The sequence below is a fragment of the Janthinobacterium sp. FW305-128 genome (assembly GCF_020858135.1).
Taxonomy (GTDB): Bacteria; Pseudomonadota; Gammaproteobacteria; order Burkholderiales; family Burkholderiaceae_D; genus Janthinobacterium.
Genome location: NZ_JACYMK010000001.1, coordinates 93,350 through 117,098 on the forward strand (window position 1 = coordinate 93,350; position 23,749 = coordinate 117,098).

Here is a 23,749-nt window from a genome sequence, read left to right on the forward strand (position 1 = left end):
TTTTAACTTAAAACCACTGGTCGACCTGCTGCAAATCCTGGCGCAACGCTGAAAAACAGTCGTCCACATGGTGGTTGCGGCTGATTTCATTGCGCCGCATCAGGGCGATCTTGCGCTTGCACGTGGGCTGGCGCAGGGGTGCCACATGCAGATCCTCGTCATTGAGGAAGGTCGTGTACAGGCTGGGCATGATGCCCACGGCGATGCCCGCGCGCACCACGCCATACAGCGACTCGCTGTGTATCATCTGGTACAGGTTTGACGGGCTCAGGCCATGCTGGCGCAGCGCGCTCGAGGCGAACTCCCAGATGCTGCCCTTGGTAAATACAACGATTTCCTGGCCCGCCAATTGCTCCCAGCGCACTTCCTTGAGCGGCGCCAGCGCATGGCGTCCCGCCGTCACCAGCACCAGCTCGTCTTCGAACAGGCCCACGCTTTCCAGCGACACGGAACCGGGCACCTCGATGCCCACGCAAAAGTCCAGCTGGCCCGAATGCAGCGCATGCAGCAAGCCATCGTTGGGCATGTCCGACAGGACGATTTCCACTTCATCTCCATGCTGCTCGCAGTAGCGCGCCACCACGACGGCCGTCATCGCCATGGCCGAGGGGATGGCGCCGATGCGGATGCGATGCCGGCCGCTGCCGATGGCGCGCTGGATATCGGCAAAGGTGTTGCTGGCCGTATTCAATAAATGCGTGGCGTATTCGAGCGCCAGCTTGCCTTCGCGCGTCAGTTCCAGCTGGTGGGTTGTGCGGTTAAACAACTTTTTTCCCAGCTGATTTTCCAGCAGCTTGATCGACGCGCTGAGGGCCGGCTGGGTCACGCACAATTCCTGTGCAGCCTTGCTGAAGCTGTTTACCCGGGCTAGGGTGGAAAACGCTTGTAAATGTCGTAAGGAAATTTTCTTGCTCAGTTCATGCATGGGCGTTGCTTATTAGAAAAAGTAATGGATTTATAAAAATAAACAAATTTTCTTATCCCGCAATTTACCATATTCTGGACTGGTCCTTACTTGTCTTGAAAGCAACAATATTCGGGAGAAGCGCCTGGAATGCGGTGCCGGCACGTACGGCGGCGCGCCATGCAAGGGATGGATCAATAAAATAATTCCAAAAAAACTCAGGGTTTATTCTTTTTAGGGTGGCGGCGATGAACAAATGGATGACGGGAACGATGGTAGTGGGTGGCTTGCTGGCGGCGCACGGCGCGGCGCAGGCGCAAAGCAGCGTGCAAGTGTATGGACTGCTGTCGGCCGGTATCGGCTATGTGTCGGATGAGGGCAAAGGCAGCCGCACGCATGCGCTGAGCGGCACGAATCAGAATCCCCGCATCGGTTTCCGCGGCCAGGAAGACCTGGGCGACGGCACCAAGGCTATCTTCGTGCTGGAAAACGGTTTTAACGTGATGACGGGCACGGCTTCGCAAAGCGGCCGTCTGTTCGGCCGCCAGTCGTATGTGGGTTTGTCCAGCAACGACAAGGGTACCTTGACCCTGGGCCGCCAGTATGAAGCCGTCAAGGATCTGCTGGGTCCCGTGGTCATCGCCAGTAACGGCGTGCACATCGGCGACAACGACAATGGCTACAACAACCTGCGCGTGCAAAACGCCGTCAAGTATGTCAGCCCGAATATCAGCAACCTGTCGTTCACGGGCTTGTATGGTTTCAGCGAGAACCCGGAAGATTCGAACCGCAACCGCGTCTACAGCATGGGCGCCGGCTACAAGGTCGATGCCTTCAGCTGGGCCGTCGCCTACACCAAGATGGATCGCCCGAACAGCCCCGATGCGCCGAATGGCGCCATCGGCAATGACTATGCCAGTTCCCTGTTGATCTTCAACAAGAGCGCCGTCAAGGGCGCCGGCGTGGACAGCCAGGCCATCGCCGGCACGGGAGGCTTTTATAATGTGGGCAAGACCAAGTTTGGCGCCTTGTACACCAATGTGCGCTACCACTACCTGGATCAAAGCAATCTGACCCTGCAGAACGTGGACTTGAACGTGAACCACAAGCTGACGGAAGCGTTGAACCTGGGCGCGTCGTATTTCTATACGACTGGTAAATATGACGTGATCAACAAGACGCCGAAATGGCACCAGGTTAACTTCCAGGCCGATTACTTCCTGTCCAAGCGCACCGATGTCGCCATCACCTGGAGCTACCAGAAAGCGGCCGGCGATGCGACGTTCGCCCGCGTGTTCGGCTTCGGCGCCTCGGGCGGCAAGACGCAAAGCGTGCTGATCGTTGGCATGCGACATTATTTCTGACACTGATTCATCTTTACAGGCGCTGTCCCGCAGCGCCGTCCCCTGAAAGGAAGCATCTTGAAAAAGCACCTCATGTTGGCGTTGAGCCTAGGCTTGCTGGCCAACGCCGCCCACGCGGAAAAACGCGAGCTGGTCATTTCGGCCTATCCGATTGCCCAGCCCTTGTTCATGAAGTATGTGTACGAGCCGTTCAAGGCCAAATGCGGTTGCGATATCAAGGTGGAAACGGGGAATAATGCGGACCGCATCGCCAAGCTGGTGGTGCACGCCAAGAACCCGGTGATCGACCTGGTGCTGCTGTCCGATTCCGGCATGCTGGAAGCGGCGCAAAAGGGCGTGATCCAGCCCATGGATTACTCCAAGCTGAGCAATTACAAAGCCCTGTACGACGTGGCGAAAAACCCTATCGGCGGCAACTTCGCCGTCGGCTACACCCTGTATTCGGTCGGCCTGGTGTACCGCAGCGACAAGGTTGCCCCGCTGACGTCCTGGAAGGACCTGTGGCGCCCCGAACTGAAGGGCCGCGTGGCCTTCCCCGACGTGAGCACCACGCAGGGTCCCTTGATGCTGCGCATGGCCGACGCGGCCTGGGGCGGCAAGACGGATGACTACGCCACGGGCTTTGCGAAGATCGTCGGCATGAAGGGCAACGTCGTCACGTTCTCGAAAAACAGCGCGCAGCTGGCCGCCCTGTTTGCGCAGGATGAAATCTGGGCCGCGCCCGTGGCGCGCTTTACCTGGTCGCAAATGCTCAAGACGGGTCTGCCCCTGAAGTGGAGCATCCCGGCCGAAGGCCAGGCGGCCGGCATGAACGTGATGGGCATCGTTGCTGGGTCGAAGAACGCGGACCTGGCCTACCAGCTGATGGATTTCTGGCTGTCCAAGGAAGTGCAGACGCAGCTGGCGACCAACCTGGTCGACTCGCCCGTCAACAAGGACGTGCGCCTGTCGGTGGCGGCCGCGCAATTCAATACCTATGGCGCCGATCAAATCAGCTCGCTGAAGTTCGTCAAGCCGGAAACCATCATCAAACAGCGCAGCAACTGGATGACGCAGTGGAACAAGGCCATGAGCAAATAGTGGTGACGAGGAGAAAACACCATGTTTGCTGATCCAAAAAAGCGCCTGGGACTGCTGCTGGTCCTGCCGGCGCTGATCTTTATCGTCGTCTGCTTCCTGCTGCCCGTGCTGGCCTTGCTGGTCGACGCCTTCCGCGTCGGCGACGGCATGCAGTGGGGTGTTGAGCGCTTCGTTGCATTCTTCTCGCAGGAATTCAACCGCACCATCTTCTGGCGCACCCTGCGCATCGCCGCGCTGGTGACCCTGGCGTCCATCATCCTCGGCTATCCGGCCGCGCAAGCCGTGGCGCGCGTGTCGCCGAAGTGGCGCGGTCTGGTGGTCGGCATGATGATTCTGCCGCTGATGGTCTCGCCGATCGCGCGTACCTATGCGTGGATCGTGCTGCTGGGCCGTAATGGCGCCCTCAACGCGGCGCTCGTCAACATGGGTTTCACGGACGAGCCGCTGCGTTTGCTGTTCAGCGAATTCGCCGTCTTTGTCGGCCTGCTGCAATTGCTGCTGCCCTTGATGCTGATGTCGCTGGCGGGCGCGCTGGAAAACCTGCCGCGCGACGTGGAACCTGCCGCAGCGACTTTGGGTGCGAATCCATGGCAAGTATTCTGCAAGGTCACCCTGCCGCTGACGCAGGAAGGCCTGGTGGTCGGCGGCACGCTGGTGTTTACGGGCTGCGTGACGGCCTACGTGACGCCGGCCCTCTTGGGCGGCACCAAGGTGCTGATGCTGGAAACGCTGCTGTACCAGAAGGTCAGCGTGGAGAGCGATTTCGGCGCCGCGAATGTGATCGCCGTCATCCTCGTCTGCATGACCCTGCTGGTGAATGCCGGCCTTAAACGTATTTCCTCGAGCCGGAGCTCCGTATGAAAGAAAGCTTATTCTCGCGCGCCGTCCTGTGGCTGGTGTTCCTGTTCCTGCTGGGACCATTTGCCATCGTGGTGCTGGCCGGCTTTTCCGGTGGCGAAACCTTGGCCTTCCCGCCCGAGTCGTATTCGCTGCGCTGGATCCTCGAGGTGTGGGCTGCGCCCGAGTTCCGCCGCGCCTTCCAGACCAGCCTGGAAATCGGCCTGATCGCCACCGTCATCGCGCTGTTGCTGGGCATCCCCGTCGCGTATGCGTTTTCGCGCATGCCGCCGCCCGGTATCGGCGCCATCCGGCAAATCCTGACATCGCCGCTGATCATTCCCGCCATCCTGGTCGGTTTGGGCTTGCTGCACCACCTGGTGCTGACGATCAATGCGCCCGTGTACGTGGGCCTCTTGATCGGCCATATCGCGCTGCTGATTCCGTACTCGGTGCGTGTCGTGTACGCCAGCCTGGTCAACCTGCGCGTGGATATCGAGGACGCCGCCATCACCCTGGGCGCGTCGCGCCTGCGCGCGTTCTTCATGATCGTGCTGCCGAATATCCGCAACGCCGTGATCGCCGCCTTCTTCCTCGCCTTCGTCACCTCGTTCAACCAGGTGCCCGTCTCGCTGTTCCTCACGGGCCCCGGCATCAGCACCTTGCCGATCGAGATGCTGGGCCATATGGAAAACAGTTTCGATCCGTCGATCGCTGCCCTGTCGACCTTGCTGGTCTTGTTCACCATGGCCTTCGTGATGGTGACCGAAAAGGTGCTGGGCATTTCTAAATACATGTAAGAGGCAACACACGATGAGTTATCTGGAACTGCACAAGCTGAACCTCGGCTACGCCAAGAACACGACGTCCGTGAAAGACCTGGACTTGCACGTCGAGCAGGGCGAGCTGATTTCCCTGCTGGGCCCCAGCGGCTGCGGCAAGACCACCACCATGCGCGCCATCGCCGGCCTGATGCCGCTGCAGTCGGGCCGCATCGTGCTCGACGGCCGCGAAATCGGCAAGCTGGCGCCGAACAAGCGCAATATCGGCATGGTCTTCCAGTCGTACGCGCTGTTCCCGCACCTGAACGTGTACGACAACATCGCTTTCGGCCTGCGCCTGCGCAAGGTGGCGCCGGCGCTGCTGAAAACGAAAGTGGAAGCCGTGATCGCCGCCGTGGGACTGACGGGGTTCGAGACGCGCCTGCCGGCGCAGATGTCCGGCGGCCAGCAGCAGCGCGTGGCGCTGGCGCGCGCCATCGTCGTCGAACCGGCCCTGCTGCTGCTCGATGAACCGCTGTCGAACCTGGACGCCAAGCTGCGCGTGCAGATGCGCGCCGAGCTGCGCCGCATCCAGCGCGAACTGGGCATCACCATGCTGTACGTGACGCACGACCAGGAAGAAGCGCTGGCCCTGTCCGACCGTATCGTCGTCATGAACGGCGGGCGTATCGAGCAGCTGGCCGCGCCGGAAGCCGTCTTCAATACGCCGTCCACGCGCTTCGTCGCCAACTTCATGGGTTTCGAAAACCTGTTCGACTACCGCGACGGCGCGCTGCACCACGCCGGTGCCAGCCTGCCGTACACGTCCCCCGTCGCTGCCGGCACCACGGTGCTGGGCTGGCGTCCGGACAAGGTGCGCGTCTGCGCCGCCGACGACGCGGCAGGCCAGTACCCTGGCACCGTGCTGGCGCGCGGTTTCCTGGGCGACACCGTCGAATACCTGCTGCAAACGCCGCTGGGCCAGGTCAAGGGCATTTGCGCGGCCGGCGGCGCCGCCTGGCGCGAAGGCACGGCCGTCTCCTTCGTACTGCCTTCCGACAGCGCCCTGTGGCTGGCTGCCTGATTTTTAACCTGAGACCATCATGACCCAAGCCTTGAAAAAGATCTGGCTCGACACCGATCCCGGTTTCGACGACTGGCTGACGATGCTGCTCTTGGGCAGCAATCCCGACATCGAGTGGCTGGGCGTGAGCGTGGTGGCGGGCAATGCACCCGTCGCCATCACTTACGATAACGCCTTGCGCATCAAGGCCCATGACGGCTTGACGGTGCCGATCTACCGCGGCTGCGAAGAACCGCTGGCCGGCGTCATCGAGACGGCGCAGCGCATCCTGGGCGACAGCGGCATGCCGACCACGGGCGACATCCTGCCGCCCGGTGCGGCCAGTGATGCTGCGGGCCACGCCGTCGACGCGCTGATCGCCGCCGTGCGCAAGCATCCCGGCCAGATCACCATCATGGCGATCGCACCGATGACCAATATCGCAACCGCGCTGGCCAAGGCGCCCGATATCGCGGGCAAGATCGTCGAAATCATCCTGATGGGCGGCTCGACCGACCAGGGCAACCATACGGCGGCGGCCGAATTCAATATCTATGCGGACCCGGAAGCGGCCGCCCAGGTGTTCCAATCCGGCATTCCGCTGCGCATGTTCGGTCTGAACCTGTGCCGCCAGCTCCTGGTGACGAATGCGGAAGTGGAGCGCCTGCGCGCCCTCGGCACGCCGCGCGCGCTACGTCTGGCCGGCTACCTGGAAGCGTATGTGCGCATCCGCAGCAGCGACGGTTCCGTGCCCATGCCCATGTACGACCCCGTGGTGGCCCTGTACCTGGAAGCGCCGCAGCTGTTCCAGTTCCAGCCGGCTCACGTGGCCATCGAATTGACGGGCGAACTGACGCGCGGCATGACGGTGTGCGAATTCCGCGTGCCGCGCCGCGCCGCCATCAACACGCAGGTGGCGATGCTGGCCGATGGCCCGGCCGCCATCGAGCGCCTGATGCGCCGCCTGGCCGCCATTCTCGTCTGACCCACTTCACTACGAAACGAGCTTCATGTCTAATTCACCCCTGAGCATCGAACAGTTTTTACGCGCCATGCCGAAGGTGGAGCTGCATTGCCACCTGTTCGGCACGGTGCGGCAAGCCACTTTCCGCGCGCTGGCCGCCAAGACGGGCCATGTCGTCACCCCTGAGGAAATCGACGCGTTTTACACGCGCGGCGACAAGCCCGTCGGCGTGCTGCGCGTGCTGCGCGCGCTCGACGCGCACCTGATCGTCTCGCCGACGGACCTGTATTGCCTCGCGTATGAATACCTGGAAGACGTGCATGGCCACGGCGTGCGCTATGCGGAGTTCTTCTGGAATCCGACCGGCACCGTGCGCGTGTCGGGCATCCGCTACGAGTCGGCGCAGGACGCCATCGTGGCCGCCATCCGCGATGCGCAAAGGGATTTTGGCGTGATCGGCCGTCTGATCCCCAGCATCGACCGTGAAGCGGCTCCTGCCGAAGCCGTGCAGATGGTGGAGTGGATGAAGGCCTACCGCGCGCCGGAAGTGATCGGCATCGGCATCGACTACCGCGAAAACGACCGTCCGCCCGAACTGTTCATCGAAGCCTACCGCGCCGCGCGCGCCGCCGGCTTCAAGTGCACGGCGCACGCGGGCGAATTCGGCATGCCGTGGATGAATGTGGCGACGGCGATAGACGAATTGCAGGTGGACCGGGTCGACCATGGCTACACGATCGTCGACAACCCGGAGCTGGCGCAGCGCTGCGTGGAACGGGGCCTGGTGTTCACCGTCGTGCCCACCAATTCGTATTATCTGCGCACACTGGCGCCCGAGCGCTGGGCGCTCGATCACCCGATCCGCGCCATGGCCAAGCTGGGCCTGAAACTGCATCCGAACACGGACGATCCGACCCTGCACCACGTGACGCCGACGGGCGCCTGGATGATGATGCGCGAATTCGGCTTCGGTCTCGACGACATGCGCGGCTTCATGTTGAATGGCCTGGACGCGGCCTGGATAGACGAGTCCACGCGGCGCGACTGGCGCGCGGAATTTGCGCGCGAATTCGACGCGTTGCGGGCAAGCGTCGTCGAGTAAATCAGGCCGATGCCGGTGGCGGGGCCAGCAGCGACGGAAACGCCCGCTGCGGGCAGCTTTGGCGCTCGCACACCTTGCAGCCCGTGCCGATGGGTGTGGCGCTGGAAGGGTCGTGCAAATCGAGTCCCTTCGAATAAATCAAGCGATGTGCCTGCGAGATGTCGCAGCCCAGCGCCACGGCAAACGTCTTGCCGGGCGCACGGAAGCCTGGCGAGGCCGTGCTGACCTGGCGCGCGATCCATAAATACGTGCAGCCGTCGGGCATGCTGGCCACTTGCGTGAGCACCTGGCCCGGATGGCTGAAGGCGTCGTACACGATCCACAGCGGGCAAGTGCCGCCCACCCGTGAAAAGTGAAAGTCCGTGGCCGACTGGCGCTTCGAGACATTGCCCGCGCGGTCGACGCGCACGAAGAAAAACGGCAGCCCCGCCGCCTCGGGGCGCTGCATGGTGCTCAAACGGTGGCACACGGCCTCGAAGCCCACGCCGAACTGGTGCGCCAGGCGCTCGATGTCGTAGGCGCGCGTTTCCGCCGCCTGTAAAAAACGCTGGTACGGCATCAAGAGGGCGCCGGCGAAATAATTGGAAAACGCCAGGCGCGCGCCCGTCTGCGCGGCCGCGCCCGAGAGTCCCGCCGCCAGCACGAGCGCGTCGATCAGGTCGCTGTGCTCGAGCAGGCTGATTTGCGCCGCCATCTGGAAGGCGCGCTGGCCGCCTGTCAGGGTGTCGGGCAGAAACAGGATGTGTTGTTGCGCATCGTAGCGGTGCTTGCGCACCATGCCCGCGTCGCCATCGGACAAGCGCACCTGGATGCCGTGGCGCTCCAGCAGCCGGCCTTGCAGCGCGTCGAGCGTGCGCAGGGAGGGATCGAGTTCGCCCGCCACCCGTTCGGCCGCCCGGTCCAGCTCATCGATGTAGTTTTGCCGCCGGTTCAGGTATTCGCGCACTTCCTCGTCCGTGGAGGGCGCCGCCGAGCTGGCGCCGCGGCTGCCGTCGTCGAGGCGCGCGGCCAGGGTATCGGCCCGTTCCGCCATCACGCGGTAGCGCCGCTGCAGGAGCAAGATCGAGCGCGCCAGTTCCGGCATGTTTTCCACCAGCATTTTCAATTCCGCCATCGAGGTGGGCGGCGCGTCGGGCAATTCGCCGAACACGTCGCGCACATCGGCCACCAGGCTGGCGCTGTCGTGCTCGGAAAAGATTTGCGGGTCAACGCCCAGCACCGTGCCGATGCGCAGCAGAATCGGCACCGTCAGCGGGCGCTGGTTGCGCTCCATCTGGTTCAGGTAGCTGGGCGAGATGCCCAGGGCCTTGGCCAATGCCACCTGCGTCATGCGCCGTTCCTCGCGCAGCCGCTGCAGGCGCACGCCCATGAAAACCTTTGCCATCGCGTTTCCTCTTCCCCGTTTGTGGAATCTGCAAATTTACAATCTTTGCAGATTAACAGATTCGTCTTTGCATTATCTCGCATTTTCACGCCTTGTTTGCAGGCTGGATTGTGCGAATAATGCAAACAGACCTATACCAACCAGGAGACTCCGAGTGACCACGCAAAACACAATTCCGACCGTTCCCCTCTTGATCAACGGCGAATGGGTTGAATCCCGCACCACCGTCTGGCGCGACGTCGTCAACCCCGCCACGCAGGAAGTCCTGGCCAAGGTACCGTTCGCTACGCCCGATGAAGTCAACGCGGCCATCGCCTCGGCCCAGCGCGCCTTCAAAACCTGGCGCAAGACGCCGATCGGCGCCCGCGCGCGCATTTTCCTGAAATTGCAGCAGCTGATCCGCGAAAACATGGCCGATCTGGCCGCCACCCTGACGATGGAACAGGGCAAGACTTTGCTGGACGCGGAAGGCGACGTCTTCCGCGGCCTGGAGGTGGTGGAACATGCGGCCAATATCGGCACCCTGCAGATGGGCGAATACGCGCAAAACGTGGCCGGCGGCGTCGATACCTACAGCGTGATGCAGCCGCTGGGCGTGTGCGCCGGCATTACCCCGTTCAATTTCCCCGCCATGATCCCCCTGTGGATGTTCCCGATGGCGATTGCCTGCGGCAATACCTTCGTGTTGAAACCATCGGAGCAAGACCCGCTCGTGACGGAAAAACTCGTGCGCCTGGCCTTGCAGGCGGGCATCCCGGCTGGCGTGTTGAACGTCATCCACGGCGGCGAAGACGTGGTCAACGCCCTGTGCGACCATCCGGACATCAAGGCGATCTCGTTTGTCGGCTCCAGCAAGGTGGGCACGCATGTGTACCAGCGCGCCAGCCTGAACGGCAAGCGCGCGCAATGCATGATGGGCGCCAAGAACCACGCCGTCGTCTTGCCGGACGCCAATAAAGAACAGACCCTGAACCAGTTGCTGGGCGCCGGTTTCGGCGCGGCCGGCCAGCGCTGCATGGCGGCGTCCGTCGCCGTGCTGGTGGGCGAGGCGCGCGAGTGGCTGCCGGAACTGGCCGCCAAGGCGCAAACCCTGACGGTGGGCGCGGGCAAGGATAATCCGGATCTGGGCCCCGTGATCTCGTGCGCGGCGAAAGAGCGCGTGCATAGCCTCGTCGCCAAAGGCATCGAGCAGGGCGCCGTGCTGACGCTCGATGGCCGCGACGTGAAGGTCGATGGCTATCCGAACGGCAACTTCGTCGGCCCGACGATCTTGTCCGGCGTAAAACCCGGCATGGTCGTGTATGACCAGGAAATCTTTGGTCCCGTCCTGATCGTCGTGGAAGTCGATACCCTGGACGAAGCCATTGAACTGGTGAATGCGAATCCGAACGGCAATGGCACGGCCCTGTTCACGCAGAGCGGCGCGGCTGCGCGCTATTTCCAGGAAGAAATCGACGTGGGCCAGGTCGGCATCAACGTGCCCATTCCCGTGCCCGTTCCCCTGTTCAGCTTTACTGGCTCGCGCGGCTCCAAGCTGGGCGACCTGGGTCCGTTCGGCAAGCAGGTCGTGCTGTTCTACACGCAGACGCAGACGATTACCCAGCGCTGGTTCACGGATGCGGCCTCGGTGGGCAAGGTCAACACCACCATCAGCCTCAAGTAAGGAGTGGCCATGGACTTTGAACTGAGCGACGAGCAGCGCGAGTTCCAGCAGGCGGCGCGCGCGTTTGCCGAAGGCGAACTGGCGCCGCACGCGGCGCATTGGGATGCGGAATCGATCTTCCCCGTGGAAACCATCGCCAAGGCGGGCGAGATGGGCTTTTGCGGCCTGTACACGCCGCAGCGCTGGGGCGGTCTGGGCCTCTCCCGCCAGGACGCGGCCATCGTCTTCGAGGAACTGGCCGGCGGCTGCACCTCGACCACGGCCTACATCACCATCCACAACATGGCCACCTGGATGCTGTCGCGCTGGGGGCAGGAAGCCCTGTGCGACGAGTGGGTGCCGGCCCTGGCTGCCGGCCAGAAGCTGGCCAGCTATTGCCTGACGGAACCGCAGTCGGGCTCGGATGCGGCGTCCTTGCGCACGAAAGCCGTCAAGGAGGGCGACTTTTATCTGCTCGACGGTACGAAAGCGTTTATCTCGGGCGCGGGGCAGACGGACATGCTGATCGTCATGGCACGCACGGGCGGTGAAGGCGCGGCCGGCATTTCTGCCTTTGCCGTGCCGGCGAATTTGCCCGGTATCGTGTATGGCAAGAAAGAAGAAAAGATGGGCTGGAACAGCCAGCCCACGCGCATCATCAGCTTCGACCAGGTGAAAGTGCCTGTTGGCAACTTGCTGGGCGCGGAAGGCGAAGGCTTTACGATTGCCATGAAGGGCATCGACGGCGGGCGCATCAACATCGCCGTGTGCTCGGTGGGCACGGCGCAGGCGGCCCTCACGCGCGCGCAAACGTACATGAAGGAGCGCACGCAGTTCGGCCGCGAACTGGCCCAGTTCCAGGCCCTGCAATTCAAGCTGGCCGACATGCTGACGGAGCTGGTGGCGGCGCGCCAGATGGTGCGCCTGGCGGCCTGGAAACTCGACCAGGAAAGCCCGGATGCGACGGCATATTGTGCCATGGCAAAGCGTTTCGCCACGGATGTGGGTTTCAATGTGGCCAACGATGCGCTGCAGTTGCACGGCGGCTACGGCTACATCCGCGAGTACCCGCTTGAGCGCCACGTGCGCGACACGCGCGTGCATCAGATCCTGGAAGGGACGAATGAAATCATGCGCCTGATCGTCGCGCGAGCGATTTTGAAAGACGGCGCCACGGAGACCTTACGATGACTAAAGTGTATACGAATCTGCTGCTGGAACGCCGTGGCCATACGGCCTTGGTGACCCTCGACAACCCGCCCGCCCACACGTGGACCCTGGCCAGCCTGCACGCCCTGAAGGAACTGGTGGCTGACCTGAATGCGGACGCCGACGTGTACGCGCTGGTGATCACGGGCGGCGGCGCCAAGTTCTTCTCGGCCGGCGCCGATCTGAACGTATTTGCCGACGGTAACAAGGACACGGCATTCGCCATGGCCGCCGCGTTTGGCGAGGCGTTCGAGGCATTGTCCGCGTTTCGCGGCGTCAGCATCGCCGCCATCAACGGCTACGCCATGGGCGGCGGGCTCGAATGCGCGCTCGCGTGCGATATCCGCATTGCCGAGGAACACGCGCAGATGGCCTTGCCGGAAGCCTCGGTCGGCCTGTTGCCATGCGCGGGCGGCACGCAGCACTTGCCGTGGCTGGTGGGCGAAGGCTGGGCCAAGCGCATGATTTTGTGCGGCGAGAGAGTCGATGCGGCCAAGGCCCTGGCCATCGGCCTCGTCGAGGAAGTTGTTCCAACCGGCAAGGCTGCCGCCACGGCGTTGGCCCTGGCTGCCAAAGTGGCGCGCCAGAGCCCGAGCAGCGTGACGGCATGCAAGACCCTGATCCAGGGCGCGCGCAGCCATCCGCTGGTCAACTCCTTGCCCGACGAGCGCACCCTGTTCCTCGGCTTGTTCGATACGCAAGACCAGAAAGAGGGCGTGCAAGCGTTCCTGGAAAAACGTCCGGCGGAGTGGAAGAATGGTTGAGACTTTACTTGAAACCGTGAAAATCGAGGAGCGCGACTGTCCCGGCGGCATGCGGCTGGGCGTCATCACGCTCGACGCGCCAAAGTCGCTGCATGCCTTGACCCTGGACATGATCCGCGCCATCGATGGCGCCCTCGTGCGCTGGGCCAGCAATGACGCCATCGCCTGCGTGGTGCTGCAATCGTCGACCGACAAGGCATTCTGTGCCGGCGGCGACGTGCGCAGCCTGCGCGCGGCCGTGGTGGAACAGCCCGGTGTCGTGCCGAATCCGCAGGCGCTGGCCTTCTTTGCCGAGGAATACCGGCTCGACCACCGCATCCATACGTATGCGAAACCGCTGCTGGTGTGGGGCGGCGGCATCGTCATGGGCGGCGGCCTGGGCCTGATGGCGGGCGCCAGCCACCGCGTCGTGACGGAAAGCACGCGCATCGCCATGCCGGAAATCACGATTGGCCTGTTCCCCGACGTGGGCGGCAGCTGGTTCCTGGGCCGCATGCCGGGGCGCAGCGGTCTGTTCCTGGGTTTGACGGGCGCGCCCTTGAACGGGGCCGACGCCCTGTTCGCGGGCCTGGGCGACTATTTCCTGCGCCAGGAAGAGCGAAACATGGTGCTCGACGCGCTGACGCTGGCGCAATGGCAAGCCAGTCCGCAAGCGAACAGCGAGCAGCTGGACCGCCTGCTGCGCGGCTTCTCGGCGCCATCCTCCATGCTGCCCGTGTCCGAAGTGCGCGCTAACTTCGACGCCATCGCCGCGCTGACGCAAGCGCCCACCTTGCCCGAAGTGGTGGCTGCCATCGCCGCGTATGACGGCGATTCGGTCTGGTTGCAAAAGGCGGCCCACTCGCTGGACAAGGGCGCGCCCACTTCGGCCGCGCTGGTGTGGGCCATGCGCGAGCGCACGCGCCATCTGAGCCTGGCGCAAGTATTCCAGCTGGAACTCATTGTCGCCGTGCAATGTTGCGCCCATGCAGACTTCAGCGAAGGCGTGCGTGCCTTGCTGATCGACAAGGACAACGCGCCGCAGTGGCAGCCGGCCAGCCTGGCCGAGGTCAGCGAGACGTATCTCAATGAATATTTCACGGCGCCATGGGATAGCCATCCTTTGCGCGACCTGCATTAAAAGAACAACAGGAGACACATATGCAACATATCGCTTTTATCGGCCTGGGCAACATGGGCGCGCCAATGGCCCGCAACCTGGTGGCCGCCGGCTTCCACGTGTCCGTGTTCGACCTGGCGCCGGCGGCTGTGGCGTCGCTGGTCGAGGCGGGCGCCACGGCAGCCGCGTCCGCCAGCGCGGCCGTGCAGACGGCGGACGCCGTCATCACCATGCTGCCAGCCAACAAGCACGTGCAGGAACTGTACCTGGCGGCAGGCGGCGTGCTCGATTCGGCCAAGCCCGGTGCCCTGTTCATCGACTGCAGCACCATCGCCGCCGACGTGGCACGGCAAGTGGCGCAGGCGGCCAGCGAGCGGGGCTTTGCCATGATCGATGCGCCCGTTTCGGGCGGCACGGCGGGCGCGGCGGCCGGCACGCTGACCTTCATCGTCGGCGGCAGCGAGGCGGCCTTGCAGCAGGCGCGTCCCCTGCTGGAAAAGATGGGCAAGAACATCTTCCATGCGGGCGAGGCGGGCGCGGGCCAGGTGGCGAAGATTTGCAACAACATGCTGCTGGGCATACTGATGGCGGGGACGGCCGAGGCGCTGAACCTGGGCGTGGCGCATGGCCTCGATCCGAAAGTCTTGTCCGACATCATGGCCAAGAGTTCGGGGCGCAACTGGACCCTGGAAGTGTACAACCCGTGGCCCGGCGTCATGGACGGCACGCCCGCGTCGCGCAATTACACGGGCGGCTTCGGCACGGCGCTGATGCTGAAGGACCTGGGTCTGGCGCAGCAGTCGGCCCTGTCGGCGAACGCGCCCACGCCCTTGGGCGGGCTGGTGCGCCAGCTGTACCAGATGCATGCGCAAGCCGGCTATGCGCAGCAGGATTTCTCCAGCATCGTGCAGATGCTGCAGCCGGGCTTGGACAAACCCGCCTGAGGAATTTTGGACAAAAAAAAGCCCGCTGGTGAAAGCGGGCTAAATCCAATTCTTGGAAGAGTTGGAGGAGACAGATGCATTATGCTGCATCGCCACATATAACTCCAATTTATCTTTCGAATATCAAATATAGATTTTCGTGATATCTCTTCCTGGCAGCCGCGTCGCGGCTGCCAGCGCCACAGTCTTAGCCTGGATTGCAGGCGATCTGCACGGTGGTCACGTTTGCTTCACCCATCACACCGACGCCCGTGTTGGGTGCCACGGTGCATTTCAAGCCGGTAGGCTGGGTAAAGACGCTGATGCCATACTTGTCGCCATCGGCAACAGGCGACGCCAGGGTGAAGGTCGTGCTGCCTTTGGCCACCGTGGTTTGCGCATTGCCGTTGATCAGGACCAGGCCGTCGGCTGTCAGGCCAGTCACCGTGCCGCCTACCGTGTACGCGTTTCGCGCACAGGAAACCGATGCCTGGATACTGACGTAGTGACCGGCCGAGCCGGTTCCGCCACTGACGGTGCAAGTCATGTGGGCTGGCTGGGTCTGCACGGTGATGTTGTAGTCGGTGCCATAGTCGATGCGCTTGCCAAAGGTAAACGAGGTCTGGCCGGCTTTGATCGGGAGCGGATCGCCGCCATTGACCAGGACCAGGCCTTCGGTGTTCAAATTGCTGACGGTGCCACTGACATCATACGAGGCCTTGCCGCCGCAAGCAGCCAATCCCAGGGTCAACAGCAGCGCGGCGATAGGGCGCAGGCAGGATAACTTCATGTATTTCTCCAATCCAATATAGTGGTGACGAATCGCGTGGCTTACTGCGCCGTGCAGTTCAGTGCGGCGCCGGTCGTGGCGGCTGAGCCCATGGTGCCGACGACATCGCGGCCGTTGGCGCTGGCAGAACCCACGAAACTGCACGTCTGGCCTGTTGGATACGTCGCGATGGAAATATTGTAGGCGATGCCGTCATTGACATTCGGGAACGTATAGCTGGTGCTGCCTTTCAGCGGGCTGGTGGTGATATTGCCGATGGCCAGGGTCAAACCGTCGGCGGTCAGGCCCGTGATCGTGCCGCTCAGCGGGTAGGTATTGGTCACGCAAATCACCTGGGCCGTGGTCACGGTATAGCTCGATGCCTTGCCGGCGCCATTGGTAATCGTGCACACGGCGCCTTTTGGCTGTTGCGCGATGGTGATATCGTAGCGGTCATCGGTGCTGACCAGCTTGGTGAAAACAAAGGAAGTCTGGCCTGAGGTGACAGGCAGGCGTTCGCCGTTATTCAGCAGAATCAGGCCATCTTTTGCCAGATTGACGACTTGGCCGCTCAGATACAGATTGCCGCCGCTGCCGCCGCAGGCCGCCAATGTGACGGCGCAAGCCGCCGCCAGCATCGAGCGCAGGTACAAATTTTTCATACATTCTCCAAAACGAATTAGGTTGGGTAGCGCAACGCGGACGCTGGCGCCGCATTGGAATGGCGCCTATTTTAGTCTATCTGGCAAGCCGGATGATCTTGCCTTGTATCACCCTGTAACAATTTTTCGCCGGGAAGCGCCGGCCCGGCCCCATTTCATGGGGGCGCCGCCATGCCGGCGGCGGCGATCGGTGCGACAATAGCTGCGGGCTGCGCACCGTGACGCGGCATCTATATAGTGAGTTCCATGTATCTTGCCCCTGTAAAACCTGCCGTGCCGCCCAAGGCCATCCTCTTCGACCTCGACGATACCTTGTGGCCCATCGCGCCCGTGATTGCCGCCGCCGAAACCCTGCTGCACGACTGGCTGGCCACGCATGCGCCCAAGGTGGCGCAGCAGTTTTCCATCGAGCTGTTGCGCCAGCACCGTCTGGCCATGCTCAATGAACAACCGCATTTCCATGGCAATTTGATCGAGCTGCGCCGCGCGGGCTTGCTGACCGCCTTCGAGGCCGCCGGCGAAGATCCCGCCCTGGTCGACGGCGCCATCGCGCAGTTCCTGGCCGCGCGCCATCGCGTGCAGCCGTATGACGATGTCTTGCCCGGCCTGGCCTGGATGGGGCAGCGCATGCTGGTCGGCTCTATCTCGAATGGCAATGCGGACCTTGAAATTATCGGCCTGGCGCAGCATTTTAAAGTGTCGATTGCCGCCAGCGATTTTGGCGTCGCCAAGCCTGACGCCAGCATCTTCCTGGCCGCTTGCGCCGCGCTGGGCGTGGCGCCGCATGAGGCCGTGTATGTCGGCGACGATCTGTATTTCGACGTGACGGGGGCGCAAGGGGCGGGCATGCGTGCCGTCTGGATGAACCGCAAGGGCAGCGATGCCCATTTGGCCGCCGGCGTGCAGCCCGACGCCATCTGCGCCAACTTTGATGAATTGCTGCTGTGGCTGCAGGGGCAGCTGGAAGATTGATCGCCGTCGGACGGGCGAACGTGCATAATAGGCGCTGTTGATGCACGTTCGGCCGCTTTCGTTGCCGCTTGCTTAACAATATGCTTGTTTAAAGAATATTTGCTTACCTAAGACACCATGCAACTCGATACACGTGCCCAAACACTGCTGAAAGCCCTGGTCGAGCGATATATCGCCGACGGCCTGCCGGTCGGTTCGCGCGCCTTGTCGAAAATTTCCGGCCTCGACCTGTCGCCGGCCACGATCCGCAACATCATGGCCGACCTGGAAGAGCTCGGTTATGTGTCCAGTCCGCATACTTCGGCCGGACGCATCCCCACGCCGCGTGGCTACCGCATCTTTGTCGACACCTTGCTGACCGTCCGGCACCTGGACGAGCACATGGTGGAGTCGCGCATGCGCCTGCAGACGCCGCAGCCGCAAAAAACCATCGCCAACGCGGCGCAGATGCTGTCGTCGCTGTCGCAGTTCGCCGGCGTCGTGCTCAGCCCGCGCCGCGAATCCGTGTTCCAGCAAATCGAATTCCTGCGCCTGTCCGAAAAGCGCATCCTGCTCGTCATCGTCGCTCCCGGCGGCGATGTGCAGAACCGTTTATTGCTGACGGAGGCCGACTATACGCCGGCGCAACTGGTGCAATCGGCTAATTACATCAACCAGAATTATGGCGGCCTGTCGTTCGACGCCGTGCGCGTGCGCCTGCAAGGCGAGCTGCGCCAGTTGCGCGACGACATGGGCAGTTTGATGCAGGCGGCCGTAGAAGCGGGCAGCGAAGCGATGGCCGACCATAGCGACGACATGGTCATTTCCGGCGAGCGCAACTTGCTCAGCGTGAGCGATCTGTCATCGAATATGCATTCGCTGCGCCAGATGTTCGACATGTTCGAGCAAAAGACGGGCTTGATGCAGCTGCTCGACGTGTCGAGCAAGGCGACGGGCGTGCAGATTTTCATCGGCGGCGAATCGAACCTGGTGCCGATGGATGAGATGAGCGTGGTGACGGCGCCGTATGAAGTCAACGGCAAGATCGTGGGAACGTTGGGAGTGATCGGACCGACGCGCATGGCTTACGAGCGCGTTATCCCGATCGTCGACATCACGGCCAAGCTGCTGTCGAGCGCGCTCAGCCATCATTGATGCGGTTCAATGCTGCGCCGGCCGGCCCCTTGCGGGAACGGCCGGCGTGGGTCAGGCTGTTTTGTGCGGGCAAGCTGTCTTGGTGCAGTTGCCGTAGATGGCCAGGGCGTGTTCGGCGATCTTGAAGCCGCGCTCTTCGGCCACTTTTTGCTGGCGGATTTCGATTTCTTCGTCGAAGAATTCTTCGACCCGGCCACAGTCGAGGCACACCAGGTGGTCGTGGTGGGAGCCTTCGTTGAGTTCGAAAATCGCCTTGCCGGTTTCAAAATGGTTGCGGTTAAGCAAGCCGGCTTGTTCGAATTGCGTGAGGACACGGTAGACAGTTGCCAAGCCGACATCCATATTGTCGGCCAGCAGAATCTTGTAGACGTCTTCCGCAGTCAGGTGGCGTACCGGGCTACTCTGGAAGATATCGAGTATCTTCAGCCGTGGCAGGGTGGCTTTCAGGCCGCTTGCCTTGAGATCACTAGGATTGTTACTCATGTTTGTTGCTCGTATGTGGGTCAGGTGCTTTATCATATAGCGTTTTGTCGGGGAGTGCCAAAATATGCTTTTTTTTGGCGGGCCGGTCACTCCTGGCGTTTTGTTCATCCAATTGAGGTCATTTATGCGCGTAACCCCGGCTGTATTGCCATCTCTCTGGCACCGTATTTCATTTCGAGCACCAGTCGTGGCAGGCATGGTCTGTGTCGCGCTGGCCGTGTCCGGCTGCGCCAACCGTGGCATTCTTGGCGAAAAGCCGGCAGCTGCTCAAAAAGAAGGCAAGGAACTGGTTCCCGAACAGGGCGCACAAACGACCACCATTACGCCGCTGCAAAAATTCATGTGGTTTTTCTCGCCCTACCGTCCTGACATTCAACAAGGCAACTTTGTCTCCGAAGAGATGCTGGCCCAGTTGAAAGTAGGAATGACGCGCGACCAGGTGCGTTTCGTCCTCGGCACTTCGCTGCTGACCGATATCTTCCATGCCGACCGCTGGGATTATCCATTCCGTCTGGCGCGGGGCAGTGGCGAAACCACTAGCAGCCGCGTGGTCGTGTACTTCGGCAAGGATGGCAAGGTTGAACGTTTCGAAGGCGGCAACTTGCCGACGGAGAAAGAATATATCGACCGCATCGCCGGTCCGTCGCCATTCGCCAAGGTCGCCAAGGCTGACGTGCCTGCCGCCGTCGTGCCATCGCCCGTGGCGCCGAGCGCCGTGCCGGTACCGGCCGATGCCGCTCCTGCCATTCCTGTGAGCAAGCCTGACGTTGCACCAGCACCAGCAACGGCGCCTGCCGCCGAGCCAGCACCGACGCCTGCCGCCGAACCCACCAAATAAGTTGTTGTAAGAGAATAAAATGACTGAACTGAAAATTGCCATCGCTGGCGCCAGCGGCCGCATGGGCCATATCCTGATCGAAGCGGTCAGCAACGCGCCCGACGCCGTGCTGACCGGCGCCCTCGACCGCGCCGGCTCGCCGAGCGTCGGGCAGGATGCCGCCGCCTTTCTCGGCAAGCCTGCCGGCGTGCTGATCGCGTCGGACCTTGCCGCCGGCCTGGCCAATGCCGATTACCTGATCGACTTCACGCGCCCCGAAGGCACTTTGCAGCACCTGGCGTATTGCGCCGAGCATGGCATCAAGATGATCATCGGCACCACCGGTTTCGATGACGCGGGCAAGGCCGCCATTGCCGCCGCCGCCGAAAAGACGGCCATCATGTTCGCGCCGAACATGAGCGTGGGCGTGAATGTCACCATGAAGCTGCTGGAACTGGCCGCGAAAAGCCTGTCCGAAGGCTACGACATCGAAATCATCGAAGCGCATCACCGCTTCAAGGTCGATGCGCCGTCGGGCACGGCCCTGCAAATGGGTGAAGTGGTGGCCGGCGCCCTGGGCCGCGACCTGAAGGAATGCGCCGTGTACGGCCGCGAAGGTGTGACGGGCGAACGCGATCCGTCGACCATCGGCTTTGCCACCATCCGCGGCGGCGATATCGTCGGCGACCATACGGTGCTGTTTGCCGGCATCGGCGAGCGCATCGAGATCAGCCACAAATCGAGCAGCCGCGTCACCTACGCCCACGGCGCCCTGCGCGCCGCGCGTTTCCTGGCCGATAAGCCGACGGGCCTGTTCGACATGCAGGATGTGCTGTCGCTGAAGAACTGAGGAGTACCATGGCCACTGCCCTCCTGAATGGAAAAGACATCACCGATGAAGCGAGCTTTCACGCACAATGCGTGCAAGCCTTCGGTTTCCCCGAGTTCTACGGCAACAGCATGGATGCCTGGGTCGATTGCCTCAGCTACCTGCGCGACGATGAAAACATGACGCAGTTCCGTTTGAAACCGAACGAAGTGCTGGACATCGTGGTGCAGGACGCCGACGCGATGAAGGCGCAAGTGCCTGATTTGCTGGAAGAAATCACGTTTTGCATCGCCGGCATCAATGAGCGCTATGACGATTATGGTGAAAAACCGGCATTGAAACTGGTACTCAAGTGAATGGAATCGTAGGTCGGATTAGGCCCTGCGGGCCGTAATCCGACAACATTGTTGGCTGTGCAGGTCGGATTACGCGCAAGCGCCAATCCGACCTACGTCCAGACGACCAACATTTACACCACCTTGCGCTCACGCAAGCCGTCAATCTCCGCACCGTCCAATCCCAGCCACTGCTGCAATACCTCGTCCGTATGCTGCCCCAGCAAGGGCGGCGGCAAGCGGTATTGCACCGGCGAGCCGGACAGGCGCACGGGATTGGCCACCAGCGCCACCGTGCCCGCCGTCGGATGCGGCATCTCCACTTTCAAGCCACGCGCCACCACTTGCGGGTCGGCAAAGACCTGGTCGATGCGGTTGACGGGGCCGCACGGCACGGCTTGCGCCTCGAACGCGCTGATCCACTCTGCCGTCGTGCGCATGACCGTGGTCTGGCGCATCAACGGTATCAACACCGCCCGGTGCGCCACACGCTGCGGGTTGGTGGCGAAGCGTTCGTCCTGCGCCCATTCCGGGTGGCCGGCGACGGCGCAAAAACGCGAAAACTGTCCATCGTTGCCGATCGCCAGAATCATGTCGCCATCGGCCGTGGGAAAGTCTTGATACGGAACAATATTCGGATGCGCGTTGCCCATGCGCTGCGGCACCTTGCCCCCGCACAAGTAGTTGGCGGCCTGGTTGCCCAGCGCGGCCACTTGCACGTCGAGCAGGGCCAGGTCGATATGCTGGCCCAGGCCCGAGCGCTCGCGTTCGGCCAATGCGGCCTGCACGGCGATGGTGGCGTACAGGCCCGTCAGGATATCCGTCTGCGCCACGCCCACTTTTTGCGGTCCGGCGCCCGGCTGGCCATCGGGCACGCCCGTGATGCTCATCAAGCCGCCCATGCCCTGGATTAAGAAGTCATAGCCGGCGCGCGCCGCATACGGCCCATCCTGGCCGAAACCCGTGATGGAGCAGTACACGAGGCGCGGGTTGAGCGCCAGCAAGCTCGCCGCATCGAGGCCGTATTGCTTCAAACCATCGAGCTTGAAATTTTCCAGCAGCACGTCCGATTCGGCGGCCAGCTTGCGCACCAGGGCTTGCCCTTCAGGGGCAGCCAGGTCGATGCACAAGGAGCGCTTGTTGCGGTTGGCGCACTGGAAGTAGGCGGCCTCGGCCGTATCGCGGCCGTCCGCGTCCTTCAGATACGGCGGACCCCAGGAGCGCGTGTCGTCGCCGCGTCCCGGCTGCTCGACCTTGACGACGTCGGCACCGAGGTCGGCCAGCATTTGCCCGGCCCACGGGCCGGCCAGCACGCGCGACAGGTCGAGCACGCGCAAGCCCGTCAACGGCGCGGGCCGCAGGGTGGCGGCGAGGGTGGAAGCCAGGGCGTCCATCAGTTGCTGAAGGCGGCGATGCCGGTGATGGCGCGGCCGATGATCAGCGCGTGCACATCGTGCGTGCCTTCATAGGTGTTCACCACTTCCAGGTTGACCAGGTGGCGGATGACGCCGAATTCGTCGGAAATGCCGTTGCCGCCCATCATGTCGCGCGCCATGCGGGCGATGTCCAGTGCCTTGCCGCAGCTGTTGCGTTTCATGATAGACGTGATTTCCACGGCGGGCGAGCCCTCATCCTTCATGCGGCCCAGGCGCAAGCAGCCTTGCAAGCCCATGGTGATTTCCGTCAGCATGTCGGCCAGTTTCTTTTGCACCAGTTGATTCGCAGCCAATGGGCGGCCGAATTGCTGGCGGTCCATCGTGTACTGGCGTGCCTTCAGGTAGCAGTCTTCGGCCGCGCCCAGCGCGCCCCAGGCGATGCCGTAGCGGGCGCTGTTCAGACAAGTAAATGGACCTTTCAGGCCGCGCACGTCGGGGAAGGCGTTTTCTTCCGGGCAAAATACTTCATCCATGACGATTTCGCCGGTGATGCTGGTACGCAAGCCCACCTTGCCGTGGATTTCCGGCGCCGACAGGCCTTTCCAGCCTTTTTCCAGCACGAAGCCGCGGATCGCGCCTTCATCGTCCTTGGCCCAGACGACGAACACGTCGGCAATCGGGCTGTTGGTGATCCACATCTTGGCGCCGGAGATACTGTAGCCGCCCGGCACCTTGCGCGCGCGCGTGACCATGCTGCCAGGGTCGGAGCCGTGGTTTGGTTCCGTCAGGCCGAAGCAGCCGATGAATTCGCCCGTCGCCAGTTTCGGCAGGTATTTCTGTTTGGTTTCTTCGTTGCCGAAGGCGTTGATCGGTACCATCACCAGCGATGATTGCACGCTCATCATCGAGCGGTAGCCCGAATCGACGCGCTCGACTTCGCGCGCGGCCAGGCCGTAGCAGACGTAGTTCAGGCCGGCGCCGCCGTATTCTTCGGGTATCGTCGTGCCCAGCAAGCCCAGCTCGCCCATTTCGCGGAAGATGGCGGCGTCCGTGCGGCCATGGCGGAACGATTCGAGTACGCGCGGCACCAGGCTGCCCTGGCAATAGTCGCGGGCCGCTTCCAGCACGGCGCGTTCGTCGCCCGTCAGTTGTTCTTCCAGCAGCAGGGGGGAATTCCAGTCGAATACGGTTTTGCTCATCACAGGCCTCGCAGGTGAGCGCCGGTGATCGGCGCAAGATTGAATATGGCTCATGGTAGGTTTTTGCCTAGCCTTGC

Annotated in this window: 23 protein-coding genes and 1 pseudogene; 17 read left to right on the top strand and 7 right to left on the bottom strand. The window is 62.6% G+C overall.

What is annotated here, in order from left to right; genetic code table 11:
* Window positions 1-7 precede the first annotated feature (7 nt).
* Window positions 8-925 (bottom strand): LysR family transcriptional regulator, encoded by a 918-nt coding sequence (locus IGS60_RS00410; protein ID WP_070290839.1) that lies wholly within the window; start codon window positions 923-925, stop codon window positions 8-10.
* A 227-nt stretch (window positions 926-1,152) separates the two neighbouring features.
* On the opposite strand from IGS60_RS00410, the gene IGS60_RS00415 reads away from it, so the two are divergent.
* Genes IGS60_RS00415 through IGS60_RS00445 form a run of 7 tightly spaced genes read left to right on the top strand, consistent with a single transcriptional unit; the run spans window position 1,153 to window position 8,075 of the window.
* Window positions 1,153-2,268, top strand: coding sequence for a porin (locus IGS60_RS00415; protein ID WP_230501727.1), 1,116 nt, complete (start codon window positions 1,153-1,155; stop codon window positions 2,266-2,268).
* 57 nt (window positions 2,269-2,325) lie between these two features.
* Window positions 2,326-3,348 carry an ABC transporter substrate-binding protein gene (locus IGS60_RS00420; RefSeq protein ID WP_230501729.1) on the top strand — a complete coding sequence of 341 codons (1,023 nt, stop codon included), beginning with the start codon at window positions 2,326-2,328 and terminating at the stop codon, window positions 3,346-3,348.
* A gap of 21 nt (window positions 3,349-3,369) precedes the next feature.
* The gene (locus tag IGS60_RS00425) at window positions 3,370-4,209 is read left to right on the top strand and encodes an ABC transporter permease (RefSeq protein ID WP_230501731.1); all 840 of its coding nucleotides are present in this window, start codon (window positions 3,370-3,372) and stop codon (window positions 4,207-4,209) included.
* Complete coding sequence (locus IGS60_RS00430; RefSeq protein ID WP_070290842.1) at window positions 4,206-4,985, top strand: ABC transporter permease; 780 nt, start codon at window positions 4,206-4,208, stop codon at window positions 4,983-4,985. The genes IGS60_RS00425 and IGS60_RS00430 overlap by 4 nt, the downstream gene beginning before the upstream one ends.
* 13 nt (window positions 4,986-4,998) lie before the next feature.
* A complete protein-coding gene (locus tag IGS60_RS00435) occupies window positions 4,999-6,030 on the top strand; it encodes an ABC transporter ATP-binding protein (RefSeq protein ID WP_070220558.1) in 1,032 nt (343 codons plus the stop codon).
* A gap of 19 nt (window positions 6,031-6,049) precedes the next feature.
* Window positions 6,050-6,994 carry a nucleoside hydrolase gene (locus IGS60_RS00440; protein ID WP_230501733.1) on the top strand — a complete coding sequence of 315 codons (945 nt, stop codon included), beginning with the start codon at window positions 6,050-6,052 and terminating at the stop codon, window positions 6,992-6,994.
* 25 nt (window positions 6,995-7,019) lie between these two features.
* A complete protein-coding gene (locus IGS60_RS00445) occupies window positions 7,020-8,075 on the top strand; it encodes an adenosine deaminase (RefSeq protein WP_230501735.1) in 1,056 nt (351 codons plus the stop codon).
* Window position 8,076: 1 nt separating this feature from the next.
* Here the strand turns inward: IGS60_RS00445 and IGS60_RS00450 are convergent, their stop codons facing one another.
* Window positions 8,077-9,459 carry a short-chain fatty acyl-CoA regulator family protein gene (locus IGS60_RS00450; RefSeq protein WP_070220554.1) on the bottom strand — a complete coding sequence of 461 codons (1,383 nt, stop codon included), beginning with the start codon at window positions 9,457-9,459 and terminating at the stop codon, window positions 8,077-8,079.
* A gap of 154 nt (window positions 9,460-9,613) precedes the next feature.
* Here IGS60_RS00450 and IGS60_RS00455 point away from each other — a divergent pair, with 154 nt between their 5' ends.
* The 5 genes and pseudogenes from IGS60_RS00455 to mmsB form a co-directional block, all read left to right on the top strand.
* Window positions 9,614-11,122 carry a CoA-acylating methylmalonate-semialdehyde dehydrogenase gene (locus IGS60_RS00455; RefSeq protein WP_230501737.1) on the top strand — a complete coding sequence of 503 codons (1,509 nt, stop codon included), beginning with the start codon at window positions 9,614-9,616 and terminating at the stop codon, window positions 11,120-11,122.
* A 9-nt stretch (window positions 11,123-11,131) separates the two neighbouring features.
* Complete coding sequence (locus IGS60_RS00460; RefSeq protein WP_230501739.1) at window positions 11,132-12,292, top strand: acyl-CoA dehydrogenase family protein; 1,161 nt, start codon at window positions 11,132-11,134, stop codon at window positions 12,290-12,292.
* Window positions 12,289-13,074 (top strand): enoyl-CoA hydratase, encoded by a 786-nt coding sequence (locus IGS60_RS00465; RefSeq protein WP_230501741.1) that lies wholly within the window; start codon window positions 12,289-12,291, stop codon window positions 13,072-13,074. The genes IGS60_RS00460 and IGS60_RS00465 overlap by 4 nt, the downstream gene beginning before the upstream one ends.
* Window positions 13,067-14,194: an enoyl-CoA hydratase/isomerase family protein gene (locus IGS60_RS00470; RefSeq protein ID WP_230501743.1), complete on the top strand. Its 1,128-nt coding sequence runs from the start codon at window positions 13,067-13,069 to the stop codon at window positions 14,192-14,194. Before IGS60_RS00465 ends, IGS60_RS00470 begins: the two co-directional genes overlap by 8 nt.
* 14 nt (window positions 14,195-14,208) lie before the next feature.
* Window positions 14,209-15,117, top strand: a pseudogene (gene mmsB, locus IGS60_RS00475) (3-hydroxyisobutyrate dehydrogenase); the annotation flags it as partial.
* Between the two features lie 187 nt (window positions 15,118-15,304).
* Here mmsB and IGS60_RS00480 read toward each other — a convergent pair.
* Together IGS60_RS00480 and IGS60_RS00485 are read right to left on the bottom strand one after the other, a co-directional pair.
* Window positions 15,305-15,886, bottom strand: a complete 582-nt coding sequence (locus IGS60_RS00480; RefSeq protein WP_070220542.1) for a hypothetical protein — start codon at window positions 15,884-15,886, stop codon at window positions 15,305-15,307.
* Window positions 15,887-15,927: 41 nt separating this feature from the next.
* Entirely contained in the window at window positions 15,928-16,527 is a 600-nt protein-coding gene (locus IGS60_RS00485) for a hypothetical protein (protein ID WP_230501745.1), read from the bottom strand.
* Between the two features lie 246 nt (window positions 16,528-16,773).
* Here IGS60_RS00485 and IGS60_RS00490 point away from each other — a divergent pair, with 246 nt between their 5' ends.
* Both IGS60_RS00490 and hrcA read left to right on the top strand, forming a co-directional pair.
* Window positions 16,774-17,499 (top strand): HAD family hydrolase, encoded by a 726-nt coding sequence (locus tag IGS60_RS00490; RefSeq protein WP_230501747.1) that lies wholly within the window; start codon window positions 16,774-16,776, stop codon window positions 17,497-17,499.
* Window positions 17,500-17,616: 117 nt separating this feature from the next.
* Window positions 17,617-18,633 carry a heat-inducible transcriptional repressor HrcA gene (gene hrcA, locus IGS60_RS00495; protein WP_035822689.1) on the top strand — a complete coding sequence of 339 codons (1,017 nt, stop codon included), beginning with the start codon at window positions 17,617-17,619 and terminating at the stop codon, window positions 18,631-18,633.
* 51 nt (window positions 18,634-18,684) lie between these two features.
* On the opposite strand, the gene fur is transcribed toward hrcA, so the two are convergent.
* The gene (fur, locus tag IGS60_RS00500) at window positions 18,685-19,116 is read right to left on the bottom strand and encodes a ferric iron uptake transcriptional regulator (RefSeq protein WP_034745717.1); all 432 of its coding nucleotides are present in this window, start codon (window positions 19,114-19,116) and stop codon (window positions 18,685-18,687) included.
* A 196-nt stretch (window positions 19,117-19,312) separates the two neighbouring features.
* Between fur and IGS60_RS00505 the strand changes: the two genes are divergently transcribed.
* From IGS60_RS00505 to IGS60_RS00515, 3 genes are read left to right on the top strand one after another with little or no spacing between them, the layout of a single operon-like run.
* A complete protein-coding gene (locus tag IGS60_RS00505; protein ID WP_070220536.1) occupies window positions 19,313-19,954 on the top strand; it encodes an outer membrane protein assembly factor BamE in 642 nt (213 codons plus the stop codon).
* Between the two features lie 19 nt (window positions 19,955-19,973).
* The gene (gene dapB / locus IGS60_RS00510) at window positions 19,974-20,783 is read left to right on the top strand and encodes a 4-hydroxy-tetrahydrodipicolinate reductase (protein WP_121670611.1); all 810 of its coding nucleotides are present in this window, start codon (window positions 19,974-19,976) and stop codon (window positions 20,781-20,783) included.
* A gap of 8 nt (window positions 20,784-20,791) precedes the next feature.
* Window positions 20,792-21,118 carry a barstar family protein gene (locus IGS60_RS00515; RefSeq protein ID WP_099409020.1) on the top strand — a complete coding sequence of 109 codons (327 nt, stop codon included), beginning with the start codon at window positions 20,792-20,794 and terminating at the stop codon, window positions 21,116-21,118.
* A 113-nt stretch (window positions 21,119-21,231) separates the two neighbouring features.
* On the opposite strand, the gene IGS60_RS00520 is transcribed toward IGS60_RS00515, so the two are convergent.
* Window positions 21,232-22,491 (bottom strand): CaiB/BaiF CoA-transferase family protein, encoded by a 1,260-nt coding sequence (locus IGS60_RS00520; RefSeq protein ID WP_230501749.1) that lies wholly within the window; start codon window positions 22,489-22,491, stop codon window positions 21,232-21,234.
* On the bottom strand, window positions 22,491-23,672 hold the full coding sequence (locus IGS60_RS00525; RefSeq protein ID WP_070220528.1) for an acyl-CoA dehydrogenase: 1,182 nt from the start codon (window positions 23,670-23,672) through the stop codon (window positions 22,491-22,493). The genes IGS60_RS00520 and IGS60_RS00525 overlap by 1 nt, the downstream gene beginning before the upstream one ends.
* Window positions 23,673-23,749 lie beyond the last annotated feature (77 nt).